Here is an 18993-nt window from a genome sequence, read left to right on the forward strand (position 1 = left end):
GTCAGATCGCTGCGCCGAGTTGGAAGATAGGCAGGTACATCGCAACCACCAGGCCGCCGACGACAACCCCCAGCACCACCATGATAAACGGCTCCATCAGGCTGGTGAGGTTATCGACCATGTTGTCGACCTCGTCCTCGTAGAAGCTCGCGACTTTGTCGAGCATGTCGTCGAGGGCGCCCGACTCTTCGCCGATGGCTGCCATCTGGATGGCCATGTTGGGGAAAACCCCGGAAGTACGCATGGCGAAGTTCAGCTGCATCCCGGTCGATACGTCCTGCTTGATCCGCAGCACCGCACGCTTGAACACGATGTTACCGGTGGCGCCGGCCACCGATTCCAGGGCCTCCACCAGCGGCACACCGGCGGCGAAGGTGGTGGAGAGGGTGCGGGCGTAGCGGGCCACGGCCGATTTATACAGCAGGTTGCCGACCAGGGGCAGCTTCAACAGCCAGACGTCGGTGCGATCACGGAATTTCTCGGACGTCTTGAAGGCGCGGCGGACTCCGAAAAACCCCGCAATCAGGACGCCGAGCAACAGCCACCACCATTGCTGGAGGAATTCGGAGAGACCGATGACCATCACGGTAAACGCCGGCAACTCGGCGCCAAAGCCCTTGAACACGGATTCGAACTGCGGCACGACCTTGACCAGCAGAATCCCGGTCACGATGATGGCGACGAACACCACGGCCAGCGGATAGGTCATGGCCTTCTTGATCTTGGCCTTGAGGCTTTCGCTTTTTTCCTTGTAGGTCGCCACCCGTTCCAGCAGGGTGTCCAGGGCGCCGGCCTGTTCGCCCGCGTCCACCAGGTTGCAGTAGAGCTCGTCAAAATACTGCGGCTTTTTGCGCAGGGACGCGGCAAAGCTGTTACCCGCCGCAACCTCCTGTTTGACCTCGTCCACCAGCTTGCGCATGGCCGGATTCTCGAAGCCCTCGCCGATGATGTCGAACGATTGCAGCAGCGGTACGCCGGCTTTCATCATCGTCGCCATCTGCCGGGTGAACAGGGCGATGTCCTGGGCCGTGATGCGTTTACCCAGGTTAAGAATCGACACCGACTTCTTGCGTACCTTGCCCGGGTTGATACCTTGCTTGCGCAACTGCGCCTTGACCAGTGCCGGGCTCTGACCGTTCAGTTCGCCGGTCATCTTCGTGCCTTTCCTGTCCGTGCCTTCCCAGGCGTAGACACTGACTTTCGCTGCTTTGACCGCCATATTCAGTCCTTGGTGACCCGGTTGATTTCTTCAAGGCTGGTAATACCCTGCATGGCCTTGTGCAGACCGGAAGTACGCAGGTCATCAAAACCGTCCTTGCGCATCTGGCTATCGATTTGCAGCGAGTTGCCTTCGGCCATGATCAGGTGTTGCAGCGCCGGGGTGTTTTTGACCACTTCGTAAATCCCCACCCGGCCCTTGTAGCCGCCATTGCACAGATCGCAGCCAACCGGCTCATAGATGGTGAAGGAGCCGATGCGGTCCTCGGGAAAGCCTTCCTTGATCAAGGCTTCGCGGGGAATATCAATGGGTTTCTTGCAATGGCTGCACAGTTTGCGTGCCAGGCGTTGGGCGATGATCAGGCTGACCGAGGTCGCAATATTGAAACCCTGTACGCCCATGTTCTGCAGGCGGGTAAGGGTTTCTGCCGCGCTGTTGGTGTGCAGGGTCGACAACACCAGGTGTCCGGTCTGAGCCGCCTTGATGGCAATTTCTGCGGTCTCGAGGTCGCGAATCTCGCCGACCATGATCACGTCCGGGTCCTGGCGCAGAAAGGAGCGCAGGGCCTGGGCGAAATCCAGGCCTTGCCGGGGATTGACGTTCACCTGGTTGATACCTTCCATGTTGATCTCCACCGGGTCCTCGGCGGTGGAGATATTGATGTCCACGGTGTTGAGGATGTTCAGCCCGGTGTAGAGCGACACGGTCTTGCCCGAGCCCGTGGGCCCGGTGACCAGGATCATGCCCTGTGGCTGCTTCAGCGCGGCCATGTACAGGTCTTTTTGTACCGGCTCGTAACCCAGGGCGTCGATGCCCATCTGGGCGCTGGAGGGATCAAGGATCCGGATCACCACCTTTTCGCCCCACAGGGTCGGCAGGGTGTTGACCCGGAAGTCGATGGACTTGCTCTTGGACAGGCGCATCTTGATCCGCCCGTCCTGGGGTTTGCGGCGCTCGGAGATGTCGAGACTGGCCATGACCTTCAGGCGTGCGGCGATCCGCCCTGACAGTTGAATCGGCGGCTTGGCGACTTCGCGCAGCATGCCGTCGGTGCGCATGCGCACGCGGTAGCTCTTTTCGTAGGGCTCAAAGTGCAGGTCGGAAGAACCGCTTTTGATCGCGTCGAGCAGCATCTTGTGAACGAAGCGCACCACGGGCGCGTCATCGGCATCCTGACCGCCAACGGAGTCCTGGCTGTCGTCGGCAGATTCGATATCCAGGCCGTCGAGGTCGACGTCGGCCATGTCTTCCAGCCCGGTGGACTGGGTGTCGAAGAGCTTGTCGATGGCATCGCTGAGCTTGTCATCCTCGACCAGGATGGCTTCGGTGGTCAGCCCGGTACTGAACTGGATGTCATTGATGACCTGGTGATTGCTGGGGTCGGACATGCCGATGAACAGCTTGTTGCCGCGTCGCCACAGAGGCAGCACATGGTGCTGACGAACCAGTTTCTCGCTGACCAGCCCTTTGGGCAGGACTTCCTTGTCGAGGGCATTGAGATCGAACAGGGCCATGCCGAAATGCTCGGAAGCGATTTCGGCGACCAGCCGACTCTTTACCAGCTTGTTCTGCACCAGGTGGTTGACCAGCGAGGTGCGGTTTCTTTGGGACTGCTGATACGCCTGTTGCGCGCTTTTTTCAGTCAACAGCTCGGCCAGGACCAATTGTTTGGCCAGGCCGCTAAGAGCGATGTCATTCATTGGGATACCGGACGCAGACAGTTCATGACTTATAGCCTAGTCAAGGGACGGAGCCAAACTATGGCTGTAGAAGTGACAAAAAATGTCAGTTAGTGCGGTTTTCCAGGGCCTAGGAAGGGCCTGACAGAATCCGGCGCCCAAGCCGGCTGGGGAGCAGGCAATTGGCATGGGCTGTGCTGGAGATAATCCAGATCATGAGATTCCGACTCATGCATGGAGTTTTCTATGAGTGACCAAAAAGGTTTTACCCTGATCGAGCTGTTGATCGTGGTGGCGATCATCGGGATTCTGGCGACGTTTGCCATTCCGGCTTATTCGAAGTATCAGGCCAAGGCGAAAGTGACGGCAGGTCTGGCGGAGATTTCTGCGTTGAAGGTGCCTTTTGAAGATTTGATGAATCAAGGTACGAACATCGCTGCAACAGATACTGCGTTCAACGCAACGACCTCAAACTGCGTGACGGCGTCTACGGGTACAGGCAGTTCAGGTGTGGGTAGCATTGTTTGCACGATTGCCAACGCTCCAGCGCCTGTCGTTGGTAAAAAAATCACGCTCACCCGCTCGGCTACAACGGGTTGGACTTGCGGTACCGAGGTAGAACAGCAATACGCGCCTAAAGGCTGCACAGGTGTCGCCAATACATAAGCCGTTGAATTCGCTGGCTGCATAAACCTGGGAATACCCTGCCTTCTTAACAGAGGCGGGGTATTTTTTTGCGCGTCCTCTTGGTGAGTTCAAAAAAACCCCACGATTCATGGCCTTAGGCCCACGCCAAAACCCGCAACTTGCATGTCGATAAATTCCAACTCATGCAATTTGCATGATTTCGAAAATTGTCCAAAATACCAAGCCATTGATATATAAGGATTTTTTGTTCGTTTCAAAGTTGGCACAGCGTTCGCAATATACCCAGTAACCCTGCTGACAAGACACGCAGCAGACTTTCCAGAAAAACAGGAGTTACTCGTATGAAGAAGTTCGCTATCACTGCCGCTGCTGCTACCGCGCTGACCCTGACCATGGCCGGTTCCGCATTTGCGCAAACTACCCAGGCTACCCAGGCACCAATGGTGCTGGCGGCTGGTGAAATGACCGAAGCCAAAGAAGCTACTTCCGATACCTGGATCACCACCAAAGTCAAAGCTGACCTGGTTACCGAAAAAGGCATTCCTGGTACCGACATCAAAGTCGAGACCAACAAAGGCGTGGTATCCCTGTCGTCCACCGTTGCTGTGACTGACGCTCAGAAAGATATGGCCGTAGCTATCGCCAAGAAAATCAAAGGCGTCAAAGCGGTCTCCGCTGATGGCCTGAAAGCCGAGTAAGGCAAGGCTTCTCGCCTGGACCGGGAGAAGGCGCGACAGACGGGCCGAGCTATACGTCTGTTGCTGCTTTGGAGTTCATGCGAAAGGTCATAAGGATGTGACCATTACAGGCCCCGGCATTCGTGTCGGGGCCTGTTTTATTGTGTCGGGAGGAAAGGATTTCTATTGAGTCGGTAGGAAAAGATCGCAGCCTCGTTTCACTCGACAGCTCCTACAAAGCTCCTACACAGCTTCCTACGCCCTACGTCCTGCGCCCTCTACAGGCCGCGTTTGCTTGTGATCTGCACCAGGCGATTACCTTCAAATCGCAAGAACTGATACATCCCGCCGTTCGGCCCGTAGGTCCATTCTTCTACTTGGTACTCCTCGCGCCGGTTCACGCTGCGTTTGTAGCCCAGCGGGTCCCGGGCGACCGGCTCGCCGCATTTTTGCAGAACCTCTGCAGTGCGGTCGCCGACGCTGATCAGTTGGCTGCCGCAGCGCAGGGTGTCGGCTGCCCAGGCCTGCCCGGCGAATGCCAGCAGAGCCAGGCCAAGGGCGTGTATTCGGATCATCATTCGGCATCCAGGTGCAGGGGTGTAATGACTCGGCCGTCGCTCTGCGGTTCGCCGAGCGTGGCGTCGATGAAGTACACACGGTCGTCGGCCAGTTGGCACTTTTCGACCAGGTAATCCTTGATGCTGCTGGCGCGATCCTGACCAAGCTGACGCAACAGCACTTCGTTGGAACTCCAGAACCTGATCACGGCCTCGCGCATCTTCGCAGTGCGCTCTTCCTTGCCCAGGTCTTTCCATTCGGCAGGCGGCTGGGTCTTCAGGCGAGTGCGGTAGATGCCTTCCAGCAACGGACCTTTCTCGCTGTCCGGTACCTGCAGCAACCCGGCGTTGGCCGGTACTTTGTCGCCGCGACGCTGGAGCATCTTGTAGTAGTTGTACTGGTATTCCCGCTCAAGCCGTTGCTCGGCGATCAGTGGGCCGTCGCTGCTGGCGGCCGCAGTGCCTTCAATTTCCAGACGTAGCGCCGGGCGTTCCTTGAGGGCTTGCGAGAGCTTGACCAGGGCGGCCTCGGCGTCCTTGCTCAGCTCACTGGAACCTGGGGCAAAGGAGACGGTGCCCAGGTCCTGGGAACCGCCACCGCTGACCAGGCCGCCGATCAGCTTGAATGGCGCGGCAGCGGCTTTCACGATCAGGTTGCGCAGGGTTTGCCAGACAATAGGCATGACGCTGAATTGCGGATTGTTCAAATCGCCGGTCACCGGCAGCTCGATGGAAATCTTGCCGTCGACATCCTTGAGCAGGGCGATCGCCAGTTTCAGGGGCAGACTGACGGCGTCGGGGCTGTCGACTTTTTCGCCCAGTTGCAGTTGCTCGACCACCACCTTGTTTTCGGCCTTCAGCTGGCCTTTGGTGATCATGTAGTGCAGGTCGAGGTTGAGCCGGCCCTTGCGAATGCGATACCCGGCGAATTTGCCGGAGTAGGGCGTCAGCGTGGTCAGTTCCACCCGCTTGAAACTGGTGGCAATGTCGAGGCTGGCCATCGGGTCGAATGGGTTGACTGCACCCTTGATGGTCACCGGCGCGTAGCGATCGACCTTGCCCTTGACGTCAACGCTGGCGGGTTTCGCCTGGCGGCTGTCGATGGTGCCGATGGAACCGTTGAGCTGCTGGACGGCCGTGGCGAAATTCGGGGTCAGGCTGAAGTCGGCGAAATTGGCCGAACCATCATTGATGGCGATGCCGCCCACATGGATGCCCAGCGGCTTGTCCTTGCTGGCCGGTTTGGCGGCTGCACCCTTGGTGCTCGCATCGGCCGGTTGCGGGATCAGCAGGTCATCGACGTTGGTGGTGCGGTCATCATTGATCATGAAACGCACGTACGGCTGGAACAGGTTGACCTTGTCGATCGACAGGCTGTCGCCATGCTGGTAGTTCAGGCCTTCGACCACCACCTGTTGCCACTTGAGGAAGTCGCGGGTCTTGAGGGTGTCGAGGGTATGCAGTTGATCGACCTGGGCGCGGCCGGTGACGCTGAAAGCGAGCGGCTCGGTGCTTTTCAGGTCGACCGCCAGATCACTGCCCAGCATGCCGCTGCGCAGTTCCAGGCGAATGAACGGGTTGATGTAAGACTGGGCGACCCGCAGGTCGATGTCCTTGGTCTGCACCTTCAGGTTGGCAGTGACCGGGGCCAGGTTGACCACGCCGTCTGCGGTGAGCTTGCCTTGCTTGCCGACGCCGGTGTCGAGCTTGAGGTTGAAAGGCGAGCCATTGAGGCTGTCGAAATTCTGCAGGTCGACGTTCAGCGGGCTCAGGTCCAGCTCTACGGCGGGCTGTGCCTTGCGGTCCGCCAGATGCACCTGGTAATTGCGCAGTTGCACGTCCTTGAGCAGCACTTGCCAGGGTTTGCCCGGCGCTGCCGGCTCGGGTTTCGGCGAGTCCGCGGCCGCCGGGGTGCTGGCGGGTTCGGCCTTGGCTTTGGCGGCCGCTTTGGACGGTTGGCTGGCGAACAGTTTTTGCCAGTCGAGTTGCCCATCGGACTCCAGCGCGGCCCATGTTTCCAGTTTGTTGCTGCGGATCTTGCCGACGACAACCTGTTGTTTGGCCAGATCGATGGTGGTTTCAGTGACGTCCAGTCGTTCCAGCTTTGCCAATTGCCGCCCGTCCGGGGCCTTGATGGCGAAGGGCGAGACACTGAGCGCGAGGTTACTCAGCAGCAGCTCGGTTTGCTTGGACAGGTTGAGCTTGTAGTCGGTGCTCAGGCTGTAGACGCCGTCTTCCAGCACCAAGGGTGCCGAATCGCGCACATAAGGCCAGAACGCCTTCATCCTGCCGTCGGTGATCTTCAGTTTGCCTTCGGAGGCGATCGGGATGAGGCTGAAGTTGCCTGTCCAGTCGATCTGCCCGCCGTTGGGACCGGCGGCCACCAGCGTCATGTCGGCACTGTCTTCGGGCAGGGTGCTGAGGTTTTTCAGTTCGAAGTCGAGTTTGTCGTAGAGAAACTCGATAGGTTCGCTGGGTCGGGCATCTTTGAAATGCACCACGCCATCAGCCAGTTTGATCCGTTCAATTCGCAGCGGAAACGGCTTTGCATCCGGATCCGACGGGACCGGTTCGCTGGCGGGAATTTTGAAGAGACCGAGCAGATTGAGTTTGCCTTCCTTGTCGAACAGGATTTCGCTCTTGGGTTTGTTCAGCTCAATGTCGGACAGGTGCAGCGCCTTGGTCCACAGGCTGTCGATCTGCAGGTTGGCGTAGAGCCGTTCGAACCCGACCTGCTCCTGGCCCGGTTCGCCAACGATCAGTCCCCACAGCGTTAATTCCAGGCTGAACGGATTGAGTTCGATGCGCTGGATGTGCGCAGGCACCGTTGCGTAATTGGCCAATTGTTGATTGGCGACCCGCAACGCGATGCCCGGCAAAATCAGAAACCCCAGCAGGCTGTAGAGAGCCAGAGCAGTCAACAAGGCGCCAATGGCGCGGATCAATCCTTTGGGCATGTGCGGCTTCATCTGTCTGAATCGGAGTGCCTTGGAGTATGGCACGCGATTCTGGTTCCGAAGTGGTCGTGCTTTGCAAGATTTCTATGAAAGTGTCGAAGAATTTCAGAGTTGCAGGATCAAGGTCTTCAGCGGCGGCTGCTGATCCATCGACGGAAAGTCCGCCCCGGGGGTCATTACGGTCCATTCGCGAACCGGTCGGCCGGCCTTCTGCGCGCAGCGCAAAACCTGTTCGCGCCAGTCCTCCATGCTGACTTTCGCCAGATTGTTGCAGCAGATCAGCACACCGTTATCAGCCGTGCTCAGCAACGCCGGCTTGAGCAGGCTCTGGTAGTCGCGCAGCAGGTCGACGGTGCCGAAAACGCTCTTGGCCCAAGCGGGTGGGTCGAGCAGCACCAGGTCGTATTGACGCTGCTCCAGGCGCAGGTAAGCGGGAAGCTTGTGGCCGCGACGCTGGCTGATGGGCAGGCCGGCGAGTTGGCGGATCGCCGGGAAATAATCGGACTGGATGAATTCCATGGTCGGCAGTTGCGGGTTAAGCAGACCATTCTCGCGCCCGACCGCCAGGTTACCCTCAGCGAAGTCCAGGTTGCACACCTCCCGCGCGCCGCCGGCTGCGGCGCAGAGGCCGACGCCACAGGTGTAGGCGAACAGGTTGAGTACGCTTTTGCCTTGGCTGTGCGCCTTGACCCAGCCGCGGGTGTTACGCAGGTCGAGGAACAGCAGCGGATCCTGTCCGGCATGACGGCCGCGAACTCGATAGTTGAGGCCCCACTCGTGGCCGATCAGGTCCTGCAGCGCTGCTTCGTCGGCCCGGTAGACGGTGTCTTCGCGATCAATGCGCGAATTGCCCCGGGAGCGGTCGTTGTAGACCAGCAACGTCTCCAGGCCCAGGTGCTGGTTGATGGTCGCGTGCAGGCCAAGCAGGGCTTCGCGTTCCAGCGACTGGTGGAAGCTTTGCACCAGCAGTTGCGGGCCATAGCGGTCGATGGTCAAGCCGCCGGCGCCTTCCTGGCTACCGTGGAACAGGCGGTAGCAATCGGTGCCTTGTTGATGCAGCTCGGCAAGCAGGTCCTGGCGATGATCGAGGGCGGCGCGCAGCGCCTGATTCAAGGAAGACATGCTGTGCGCCTTGCAGAGGGAATTTGGCGCGGGAGTTTAACAGCTTGGCTGTTAACCGAGGTGCTGCCATTGCGAGCAGGCTCACTCCCACGTTGGATTTTTGACTATTTTTCCCTGTGGGAGCGAGCCTGCTCGCGATGCTTTTAGCTGAGCAATCCCATCCGCCGCTTTGCCCGCTGCACCGAACCATTACGCACGGCCCAGCGCAGCATCGGCGCACTTCGATTGATGCTGGCGCGGATCAGCTTGCGTTGCAGCGGGCTTTGACTGACGCCTAGCATGTCACTGGCCCAATCGGGCAGCAGGTCAATTCCGGCCTGCATCATCAGGCCGCCAAAGGGCTTGGCCAGGCGGCTCGGAGCTGGGGCGTTGAGCAGCAACTGCAACACTTCGCGACTGCGCTCATCGCACAATAGTTGCGGGCGAATACTCTCCAGGTAGTGGGATATTTCCAGCCGGGAGCGGGGCACATCCCGGGCACCCAGGCGTTCGGCGATCAGCGCGATCTCGGCGTAGTAACGGTCCTGATCGGCCAGCGACAACTGTGGGTTGCGGTAACGCAGATGCGCCGCAAGAAAGTTGCTGACTTCCGCCACATGCACCCATGTCAGCAAAGACGGATCGCTGGCGGCGTAAGGCCGTCCATCGGGTGCCGTGCCGGTGACCTGCAAATGGATGGTGCGAACCTTCTCGATCAGCCAGTCGGCATCCTTTCGCGAGCCGAAAGTAGTGCCAGAGATGAATTGGCCCGTGCGGCGCAATCGACCCAGCATGTCTTCACGAAAATTTGAGTGGTCCCATACTCCGGCCAGCGCCAGGGGATGCAGGGCTTGCAACATGAGTGCACTGATACCGCCGATCAACATGCTGCTGAAGTCGCCATGCACCTGCCAGCTCACCGAGTCGGGGCCAAACAAGCCAGGATCGCCCTTGGGGTTCTCCAGGTCGAGCGTGCCAAGCGACAGGCCCGTGAGGCTCATGATCTGCGTTTCGATGCGGGTGCGGATGAATTCCATGGTGACTCTGAGGAAAATAAATGGGTGTGCGCGCGTACTGTAGGAGCAAGCTCGCTCCTACAGGGCGGATCCCACCACGCGCGGTAACAGGCAATACGTTATTGGTTCAGGCGTTTATCCACCAGATCCTCAACCACGCTCGGGTCGGCCAGGGTCGAAGTGTCGCCCAGGCTGTCGAGCTCATTGCAGGCGATCTTGCGCAGGATACGCCGCATGATCTTGCCTGAACGGGTTTTCGGCAAGGCCGGAGCCCATTGGATCAGGTCCGGTTTGGCGAAGCTGCCGATTTCCTTGCTGACATGCTCCAGCAGTTCCTTCTTCAGTTGATCATTGGCTTCGGTGCCATTCATCGGCGTGACGAAGGCGTAGATGCCCTGGCCCTTGAGGTCGTGCGGGTAGCCGACCACCGCCGCTTCGGCAATGCTGTCGTGGAGCACCAGGGCGCTCTCGACTTCTGCGGTGCCAATACGATGGCCCGACACGTTAATCACGTCGTCGATGCGCCCGGTGATCCAGTAATCGCCATCCTCGTCCCGCCGCGCGCCATCGCCGGTGAAATAGTAGCCGGGGTAGGGCTTGAAGTAGGTGTCGACCATGCGCTGCGGATCGCCGTAAACGCTGCGGATCTGCGCCGGCCAGCTGGACTTGATCGCCAGCACCCCGCTGCCGGCGCCTTTGATTTCCTTGCCGGTGTCATCGAGCAATACCGGTTGCACGCCAAACATCGGTTGAGTGGCGCAGCCGGGCTTGATCCGCTGGGCGCTGACCAGGGGGCTGAGCATGATGCCGCCGGTCTCGGTCTGCCACCAGGTATCAACGATCGGGCAGCGCTGTTCGCCCACGGTATTGAAATACCAGTCCCACGCCTCCGGGTTGATCGGCTCACCGACGCTGCCGAGTAATCTGAGGCTCGCGCGGGAGGTTTCCTTCAAAGGTTCGGGGCCTTCACGCATCAGCGAGCGCAGGGCGGTGGGTGCGGTGTAGAAGATATTGACCTGGTGTTTATCGATCACCTGCCAGAAGCGCGAACTGCTGGGAAAACTCGGCACACCTTCGAAAATCAGCGTGGTCGCGCCATTGGCCAGCGGGCCGTAGACGATATAACTGTGGCCGGTGACCCAGCCGACATCAGCGGTGCACCAGAAGACTTCTTCGTCGCGATAATCGAGCACGTATTTGAATGTCATCGCCGCTTGCAGCAGATAGCCCCCGGTGGTGTGCAGGACGCCTTTGGGTTTGCCGGTGCTGCCGGAGGTGTAGAGGATGAACAGCGGGTCTTCGGCGTCCATCGGCTCGGGCGGGCAATCGTCGCTGACCTCGCGCACGGCCTGGTGATACCACAGGTCGCGCCCTTCAACCCATTCAACATCACCCTGGGTGCGCTCGACGACGATGACCGTGCTGACGTCAGGACAACTTTGCAGCGCCTTGTCGACTTTCGCTTTCAACGGCACGACCTTGCCGCCGCGCACCCCTTCATCGGCGGTGATCACCGTACGGCAATCAGCGTCGAGGATACGATCGCGTACGGAGTCGGGGGAGAATCCGCCAAATACCACCGAGTGCACCGCGCCGATTCGCGTGCAGGCGAGCATGGCGTAGGCGGCTTCCGGAATCATTGGCATGTAGATGCACACCCGATCGCCTTTCTTCACGCCACGGCTCTTGAGCACATTGGCCAGGCGGCAGACGTGGTGGTGGAGCTTGCGGTAGGTGATCTGGATGGAGTCGACCGGGTCGTCTCCTTCCCAGATGATGGCGACCTGATCGCCGCGTTGTGCCAGATGACGATCGATGCAGTTGTAGCTGACGTTCAACCGGCCCCCGGCAAACCAGCTGGCTTCGCCGGTTTTCAGGTTGTAGCGCTGCACGGTCTCCCATGGCGCACTCCAGTCGAGGAAGCGTGTCGCTTGTTCTGCCCAGAAGGTGCTGGGGTGTTCGATGGATTGGCGGTACAGGCGCTGATAGTCGTCTTGACTGAGATTCGCAGCCCGGCGGACGGCATCGGCTTTGGGGAACGTGCTGATATCGAACATGACGGTTCCTTATTCTTGTTTGCAGGACAAGAGGGGAGCAGCGCGACCCTCGTAGGAGCTGTCGAAGGCTGCGATCTTTTGATCTTCAAAAGCAAAATCAAAAGATCGCAGCCTTCGGCAGCTCCTACAAGGTTAGTACCCCCGCAGGAACGGCGTCAGGTTAACCGCGGTGACGACCGCGGAAGTAGTTGATCAAACCCTGTGTAGAGGCATCGTCAGCCGGCGTTTCTTCGCTGCCAACCAGACGGTTGTAGACGCCTTTGCCCAGCTCCTTGCCCAGCTCCACACCCCATTGGTCAAAGGCGTTGATGCCCCAGATCACGCTCTGCACGAAGACTTTATGCTCGTACATCGCCACCAGCGCGCCGAGACGACGCGGGCTGATGCGCTCTACCACGAGGGTGTTGCTCGGACGATTGCCCGGGATCACCTTGTGCGGCGCGATCTTGTGTACGTCTTCTTCGCTCACGCCTTTGTCGCGCAGCTCGGCTTCGGCTTCGGCGAGGGTCTTGCCGAGCATCAGTGCCTGGCTCTGGGACAGGCAGTTGGCGTACAGCCACTGGTGATGGTCGGATACCGGGTTGAAGCTGACGATCGGCACGATGAAGTCCGCCGGGATCAGTTGAGTGCCCTGGTGCAGCAGCTGGTGATAGGCGTGCTGGCCGTTGCAACCAACGCCGCCCCAGATGACCGGCCCGGTGTCAGTGTTAACGGGCGTGCCATCCTGGCGGACGCTCTTGCCATTGGATTCCATGTCCAGCTGCTGCAAGTGCTTGGTGATGTTGCGCAGGTAGTGGTCGTACGGCAGGATCGCGTGGCTCTGCGCGCCCCAGAAGTTGCCGTACCAGACGCCGAGCAATGCCAGCAGCACCGGCATGTTCTGTTCGAAAGGTGCGCTCTGGAAATGCTGGTCCATGGTGTAGGCACCCGACAGCAGTTCCTTGAAGTTCGACATGCCAATGGCGAGGGCGATCGGCAGGCCGATGGCCGACCACAGCGAGTAACGCCCGCCAACCCAGTCCCACATCGGGAAGATGTTTTCTTCGCGAATACCAAAGGCCACGGCAGCGGCGTTGTTGCTCGAAACCGCGATGAAGTGGCGATACAGCTCGGCTTCCGAACCACCCTGGGCGAGGTACCAGGCGCGTGCAGCCTGGGCGTTCTTCAGGGTCTCGAGGGTATTGAAGGATTTGGACGAGACGATGAACAGCGTGGTCTCGGCCCGCAGCTTCATGGTCAGTTCGTGAAATTCGCTGCCGTCGATGTTCGCCAGGTAATGGCAGCGCACGCCTTTCTGGGCGTAGGACAACAGTGCTTCGGACACCAGCTCCGGGCCGAGGAACGAGCCACCGATGCCGATGTTCACCACGTCAGTGATTGGCTTCTCGGTGTAACCGCGCCACAGACCGTCGTGGATGCGGCCCACGAGATCGGTGATCTGGTTCAACACCTTGTGTACTTCCGGCATCACATTGACGCCGTTGACCGACAACTTGTCGCCTACGGGGCGACGCAGGGCGGTGTGCAATGCAGGGCGCCCTTCGGACGAGTTGACGATTTCGCCTTCGAACAGCGACTTGATCGCGCCCTTGAGGTCGACTTCATTGGCCAGGCCCACCAGCAGGCTGCGGGTCTCGGCGTTGATCAGATTCTTTGAATAGTCGAGAAACAGGCCGCAGCTGCTGAGGGTGAATTGCGTGAAGCGCTGCGGATCGGCATTAAACGCTTCGCGCATGCTGAAATCCTGCATGGCTTGGCGGTGATCATTCAACGCTTGCCAGGCGGGCAGAGCGGTCACGTCGTGAGGAGTGCGGTAGTACGCCATCGCTGCGGGTTTCCTTTTTACTTGAACGGCTTTTGAACACTAAAAATACCGGATCGCTGCGGGTGGGCGTCCGGTCAACTGCGTCGTCACGTTTTCGTGGCGCAGGGCGAATACAGTAACTCTCGCGCTGCAATCTGTCTTGACTTTGTCTGACCCGTCCCCGGTACTTTTTTATACATGAAGACTGGGGCGAGCCGACAAACGGAAGGAAAAGGTGTTTCTGGTTTGATCAGGCGACCTGAACCGGGATGGCGTTGCTGGTGTGGCTCAGTTCGTTACCTGGTGCCATGTAGAGCATGCGCGGCTTGAAGTTGAGCAGCTCGGCTTCGCTGTAATGGGCGTAGGCGCAGATGATCACGCGATCGCCGACCTTGGCCTTGTGCGCAGCGGCACCATTGACCGATATCATGCGCGAGCCTTCTTCCCCGCGGATCGCGTAGGTGGTGAGGCGCTCGCCGTTGTCGACGTTGTAGATCTGGATCTGTTCGTACTCACGGATGCCGGACAGGTCCAGCCATTCGCCGTCGATGGCGCAAGAGCCTTCGTAATCGAGAACAGCGTGGGTGACTTCGGCGCGATGCAGCTTGGCCTTGAGCATGATGGCGTGCATTTTTTTGTTATCCCGGGTCGAAATTGGGTAGTGAAAGCTGAGGCAGATCCCATGTGGGAGCGAGCAAACCCGCTCCCAGGGGGAGCGCGGTGCTTAGGCGGGCGCGTCCAGGTTCAAGTGCAGGTTGTCGATCAACCGGGTTGTGCCGAGGAACGCTGCGACCAGAATCACCACATCCCGATCCTCGGGAGTAGCGGGACGCAAGTTTTGCCCCTGGCGAATTTCCAGGTAATCAGGGCGCAGCCCGGCCGCTTGCAGTTGCTGCAGCTTGGCGTGGATCAGCCCCGGATAGTCGCGATCCCCTTGCTTGATCGCCTCGGCGATCTCGCTCAGCGTGCGATACACAATCGGCGCGACGGCCCGCTGTTCTTCACTGAGGAACCCGTTACGCGATGACAATGCCAGGCCGTCGGCCGCACGCACGGTCGGCTCGCCGATGATCTGGATGGGCATATTCAGGTCATGAACCAGTGACTTGATCACCGCCAGCTGCTGGAAGTCTTTCTGGCCGAAGATCGCCAGGTCGGGCTGAACCATGTTGAACAGCTTGCTGACGACCGTTGCCACGCCTTCGAAATGCCCAGGGCGGCTGGCGCCACACAAGCCTTCGGACAGTTGCGGCACACTGACCCGCGTCTGCCCGGCCATGCCATCGGGGTACATTTCCTCGACGCTCGGCGCGAACAGCAGGTGGCAGCCGGCCTGGAGCAGTTTTTCCTGGTCGGCGGCGAGGGTGCGCGGGTATTTGTCGAGGTCCTCGCCGGCGCCGAATTGCAGCGGATTGACGAAAATGCTCGCGACCACAAAATCCACCCGCTGGGTGGCCTTGGTCACCAGTGCGACATGGCCGCTGTGCAGGTTGCCCATGGTGGGCACAAAGCCGATACGTTTGCCTTCACTGCGGGCCCGCGCCACGGCGGCCCGGAGTTCGCGTACGGTTTTTACGGTGTTCATGCAGAGAATCCGTGTTCGATGCCTGGGAAAGTCGCCGCTTTGACTTCAGCCACGTAGGCGCTCAAGGCCGCCTGGATGCTCGGTTGTCCGGTCATGAAGTTCTTCACGAACTTGGGCACGCGCCCGGTGATGGACAGGCCCAGCATGTCGTGCAGCACCAATACCTGGCCGTCGGTCGCGTGACCTGCGCCGATGCCGATCACCGGGATTTTCACGGCGTGGGTGATTTCCTCGGCCAGCTCGCTCGGCACGCATTCCAGCAGCAGCATGGCCGCGCCGGCCTGTTCCAGGGAGATGGCGTCGGCACGCATCTGCCGCGCCTGATTTTCGCTACGGCCCTGGACCTTGTAACCGCCGAGCATGTTCACCGACTGCGGCGTCAACCCCATGTGCGCGCACACCGGAATACCGCGTTCAGCCAGCAGGCGAATCGAATCCGCGAGCCACAATGCGCCTTCGACCTTGACCATATGCGCACCGGCCTGCATCAACAGGGCGCTGTTGGTCATGGCTTGTTCAGTAGTGGCGTAGGCCATGAACGGCAGGTCGGCGAGGATCAATGCGTCCGAATTGCCGCGTTTGACGCAGGCCACGTGGTAAGCCATTTCTGCGGTGCTGACCGGCAGGGTGCTGTCGTGTCCTTGCAGGACCATGCCGAGGGAATCGCCCACCAGCAGCACTTCAACCCCGGCCTCATTGCAGGCGTGGGCGAATGTCGCGTCATAGCAGGTCAGCATGGTGATTTTTTCACCTTTTTGCTTGAGACCTTGCAGGGTGGTCAGGGTAATGGCTGGCATCAAAAGGTTCCTCATTCAGGCGCTGTGGAAACTACTGCGAGTAACGCGCGTGATTCTTCGTTGAATACAGGCGCACGGTCTGTTGTCGTGCTTTTATGGCCTGAATTGCGCCCTGTAACGCCGTGTTGACGGCGGCGGGACGCCTATAGTCGTGAGGAGAACCCGGGAAGTCAATTGCATGTGTTACCGGGTTGTTACGGCAGGGGTGTTACCGGGGTAACTGATGCGATTCAGCACATGCAGACAAAACCAATGTGGGAGCGAGCCTGCTCGCGATAGCGGTGTATCAGCCAGCATCAATGTTGGATGACAGGCCGCTATCGCGAGCAGGCTCGTTCCCACAAGGGGGTATCAATTTTAGGGTAGGCGTTCCAGGCCGACGAACGGGCAGGCGAGAAGCAAGTCCTTGAGGCTGCGACCATTGGCCAAACGCAAATCCGCCGGTGCCAATTCGGCCAGCGGATAGAGAACGAAGGCCCGTTCCTGCATCTGGTAGTGAGGCACTTTAAGGCGAGGCAGGTCGATCAGGCGATCGCCAAACAGCAGGATGTCGAGATCCAGCGTGCGCGGGCCCCAGCGTTCCAGGCGCTGGCGGCCTTGTCCGTTCTCGATGGCTTGCAGGGCATCGAGCAGTTCCAGCGGCTCGAGGGTACTGTCGAGGGCGGCAACCGCATTGGTGTAACGCGGTTGCCCTGGTAACAGCGAATCGCTTTGATAGAACGCGGATACTCTGGCCAGCTCGCTGTGCGGCAACTGCGCCAGCGCCTCGACGGCGCTGCGCAGTTGTTCGGCGGGGTCGGCCAGGTTGCTGCCCATGCCGATGTAGATGCGTTCCATCAATTACTCGCCGGTAGCGCTCGGGGCATCGGCCGCGCGTTTGCGCTTGGCGCCACCGCTGCGACGACGTTTGCGTGGGGCGCCGGTGCCTTCATCCTTGCCGCTGAGGTCGCGGATCATGTCGCGACGCTCGCTGTCGTTGGCATCCTGGTAGTCCGTCCACCATTCACCCAGGCCATCGGTCTGCTCACCCGCGCTTTCGCGCAACAGCAGGAAGTCGTAACCGGCGCGGAACCGCGGGTTGTCCAGCAACAGGTCGGCACGTTTTCCGCTGCGGCGTGGCAGGCGTTCCTGCATGTCCCAGATCTCGCGGATCGGCATGGTGAAACGCTTCGGAATAGCGATCCGCTGGCACTGCTCGGCGATCAGCTCGTGGGCAGCTTCCTGCATCGCCGGAATCGGTGGCATGCCGCGCTCTTGCAGGCGCAGTACGCGAGCGGGGAGGGCCGGCCACAGCAGCGCGGCGAACAGGAACGCCGGCGTCACCGGCTTGTTCTGCTTGATGCGCAGATCAGTATTGACCAACGCCTCGCTGATCAGCGTGTGGGTGTAGGTCGGGTTGTATTCCAGCGCCTCGGCACTGGCCGGGAACAACGGATCGAACAGCTGCAGGTCCACCAGCATTTCAAAGGTGTCTGCGGCATGCCCGGAGAGGAACAGCTTGAGGACTTCCTCGAACAAGCGTGCCGACGGGATTTCCCGCAGCATCGGCGCCAGCTCGCGAATCGGCGCGGCGCTGTGCTTTTCGATGCCGAAATTGAGTTTGGCGGCGAAACGCACGGCTCTGAGCATCCGCACCGGATCTTCCTGATAGCGTTGCTTGGGGTCGCCAATCAAGCGAATCAGGTGATTGCGAATGTCGTGGACGCCGTTGGCGTAATCGAGGATGCGCTCACTGACCGGGTCGTAATACAGGGCATTGATGGTGAAGTCGCGACGTTGCGCGTCTTCTTCCAGGGTGCCGTAGACGTTGTCGCGCAGGATTCGCCCGGACTCGTTGCGGGAAGATTGATTGCTGTCTTCTTCCTCGTCGTTTTGCGGGTGATTGGCACGGAAGGTCGCGACTTCAATGATTTCGCGGCCAAAGTGGATATGCACCAGCTTGAAACGGCGGCCAATGATCCGCGCATTGCGGAATTCGGCGCGGACCTGTTCTGGCGTGGCGCTGGTGGCGACGTCGAAATCCTTGGGCGTGATGCCGAGCATCATGTCCCGCACACAACCCCCTACCAGGTAGGCCTGGTAGCCGGCGTTTTGCAGGCGCTCGACGATATTCACCGCGTAACGGCTGAATTGACCCTTTTGCAGCGAGTGTTGGCCGCTGTTGAGCACTTCAGGCGTACTGCGAATGTGTTGCGTATGACGCTTGGGAGAACGGAATGACTGGAACAGCTTCTTCAGCATGGGATGCACTGTTTGAAGGAATGTTCGGCCATAACGAAGAATGACCGCATGATGGGCCGGGATTCTAGCATTTAGTCGAGGGATGGTGTAGGACGCAGGCGATATGACCTGTAGGAGCGAGCTTGCTCGCGAAAAATGTGATCGGTGACGCGGTTTGCCAAGGGCCCCATCGGTACCTGATGGTTCATCGCGAGCAAGCTCGCTCGTACAGGTAAGGCAAATCGCAGAAACCACAAGGGGAGCCGAAGCTCCCCAAGAAGTAGTTGCATGCTCTATTTTTATTATTGGTTTCGGGCTTTTTGTTTTTGTTAAGTGCCCTCGTCATGAAGTTTTTCCTTCATGACCCTCCCAATCGGGAGCCAAGAGCAAACGGATTGCTTTGGTCGCTGTGCTGCAGTGATCTATCGATCCAACCAGTTCAGGCTCTGTCTTAGGACAGTTTTTGTTGTTCTCGGCCTGGTCGTGGGGCAAGCCCCAAATACAACGCCTCTCCAAAAGAATCAGTTAGCTGCGCCTCTCGCCGTCTTGTTTTTATTGTGCGTGAGTCGATTCGTCTTATTTTTATTGTCTTGTGCATTGCTTGTTATTGTTCTTGTACCAGACATATAGCAGGGTGCGTGCCAACTTTTGTGAAACCCAGCAAAACAAGGGGTTA

The 18993-nt window shown here is 59.4% G+C and carries 15 protein-coding genes; 2 read left to right on the forward strand and 13 right to left on the reverse strand.

Annotated elements, in window-relative coordinates; all coding sequences use genetic code 11:
* Window position 1: 1 nt before the first annotated feature.
* Complete coding sequence (locus UB23_RS11230) at window positions 2–1219, reverse strand: type II secretion system F family protein (protein ID WP_045059384.1); 1218 nt, start codon at window positions 1217–1219, stop codon at window positions 2–4.
* 2 nt (window positions 1220–1221) lie between these two features.
* Entirely contained in the window at window positions 1222–2919 is a 1698-nt protein-coding gene (gene pilB, locus UB23_RS11235) for a type IV-A pilus assembly ATPase PilB (protein ID WP_045059385.1), read from the reverse strand.
* 225 nt (window positions 2920–3144) lie between these two features.
* On the opposite strand from pilB, the gene UB23_RS11240 reads away from it, so the two are divergent.
* Together UB23_RS11240 and UB23_RS11245 are read left to right on the forward strand one after the other, a co-directional pair.
* A complete protein-coding gene (locus tag UB23_RS11240) occupies window positions 3145–3564 on the forward strand; it encodes a pilin (protein ID WP_045059386.1) in 420 nt (139 codons plus the stop codon).
* A gap of 323 nt (window positions 3565–3887) precedes the next feature.
* Window positions 3888–4244 carry a BON domain-containing protein gene (locus UB23_RS11245; RefSeq protein WP_045059387.1) on the forward strand — a complete coding sequence of 119 codons (357 nt, stop codon included), beginning with the start codon at window positions 3888–3890 and terminating at the stop codon, window positions 4242–4244.
* Between the two features lie 257 nt (window positions 4245–4501).
* On the opposite strand, the gene UB23_RS11250 is transcribed toward UB23_RS11245, so the two are convergent.
* The 11 genes from UB23_RS11250 to UB23_RS11300 all read right to left on the reverse strand — a co-directional run bounded on the left by UB23_RS11250 (window position 4502) and on the right by UB23_RS11300 (window position 18338).
* Window positions 4502–4798 (reverse strand): DUF2845 domain-containing protein, encoded by a 297-nt coding sequence (locus tag UB23_RS11250; RefSeq protein WP_045059420.1) that lies wholly within the window; start codon window positions 4796–4798, stop codon window positions 4502–4504.
* Entirely contained in the window at window positions 4798–7749 is a 2952-nt protein-coding gene (locus UB23_RS11255; protein ID WP_045059388.1) for a DUF748 domain-containing protein, read from the reverse strand. The genes UB23_RS11250 and UB23_RS11255 overlap by 1 nt, the downstream gene beginning before the upstream one ends.
* A 93-nt stretch (window positions 7750–7842) precedes the next feature.
* Complete coding sequence (locus tag UB23_RS11260; RefSeq protein ID WP_045059389.1) at window positions 7843–8859, reverse strand: class I SAM-dependent rRNA methyltransferase; 1017 nt, start codon at window positions 8857–8859, stop codon at window positions 7843–7845.
* Window positions 8860–9002: 143 nt separating this feature from the next.
* Window positions 9003–9875 (reverse strand): oxygenase MpaB family protein, encoded by an 873-nt coding sequence (locus UB23_RS11265; RefSeq protein ID WP_045059390.1) that lies wholly within the window; start codon window positions 9873–9875, stop codon window positions 9003–9005.
* A 98-nt stretch (window positions 9876–9973) separates the two neighbouring features.
* A complete protein-coding gene (gene acs, locus UB23_RS11270; RefSeq protein WP_045059391.1) occupies window positions 9974–11911 on the reverse strand; it encodes an acetate--CoA ligase in 1938 nt (645 codons plus the stop codon).
* 160 nt (window positions 11912–12071) lie between these two features.
* A complete protein-coding gene (gene pgi / locus UB23_RS11275) occupies window positions 12072–13736 on the reverse strand; it encodes a glucose-6-phosphate isomerase (RefSeq protein ID WP_045059392.1) in 1665 nt (554 codons plus the stop codon).
* A 229-nt stretch (window positions 13737–13965) separates the two neighbouring features.
* Window positions 13966–14346 carry an aspartate 1-decarboxylase gene (panD, locus tag UB23_RS11280; RefSeq protein ID WP_045059393.1) on the reverse strand — a complete coding sequence of 127 codons (381 nt, stop codon included), beginning with the start codon at window positions 14344–14346 and terminating at the stop codon, window positions 13966–13968.
* A gap of 93 nt (window positions 14347–14439) precedes the next feature.
* On the reverse strand, window positions 14440–15300 hold the full coding sequence (gene panC, locus UB23_RS11285; RefSeq protein WP_045059394.1) for a pantoate--beta-alanine ligase: 861 nt from the start codon (window positions 15298–15300) through the stop codon (window positions 14440–14442).
* Window positions 15297–16097, reverse strand: coding sequence for a 3-methyl-2-oxobutanoate hydroxymethyltransferase (gene panB / locus UB23_RS11290; protein WP_045059395.1), 801 nt, complete (start codon window positions 16095–16097; stop codon window positions 15297–15299). The genes panC and panB overlap by 4 nt, the downstream gene beginning before the upstream one ends.
* A 357-nt stretch (window positions 16098–16454) precedes the next feature.
* On the reverse strand, window positions 16455–16934 hold the full coding sequence (gene folK / locus UB23_RS11295) for a 2-amino-4-hydroxy-6-hydroxymethyldihydropteridine diphosphokinase (protein WP_045059396.1): 480 nt from the start codon (window positions 16932–16934) through the stop codon (window positions 16455–16457).
* Window positions 16935–16937: 3 nt separating this feature from the next.
* Entirely contained in the window at window positions 16938–18338 is a 1401-nt protein-coding gene (locus UB23_RS11300) for a polynucleotide adenylyltransferase PcnB (protein ID WP_045059397.1), read from the reverse strand.
* Window positions 18339–18993 lie beyond the last annotated feature (655 nt).

It is taken from the genome of Pseudomonas sp. ES3-33 (assembly GCF_000952175.1).
GTDB classification, from domain to species: domain Bacteria; phylum Pseudomonadota; class Gammaproteobacteria; order Pseudomonadales; family Pseudomonadaceae; genus Aquipseudomonas; species Aquipseudomonas gregormendelii.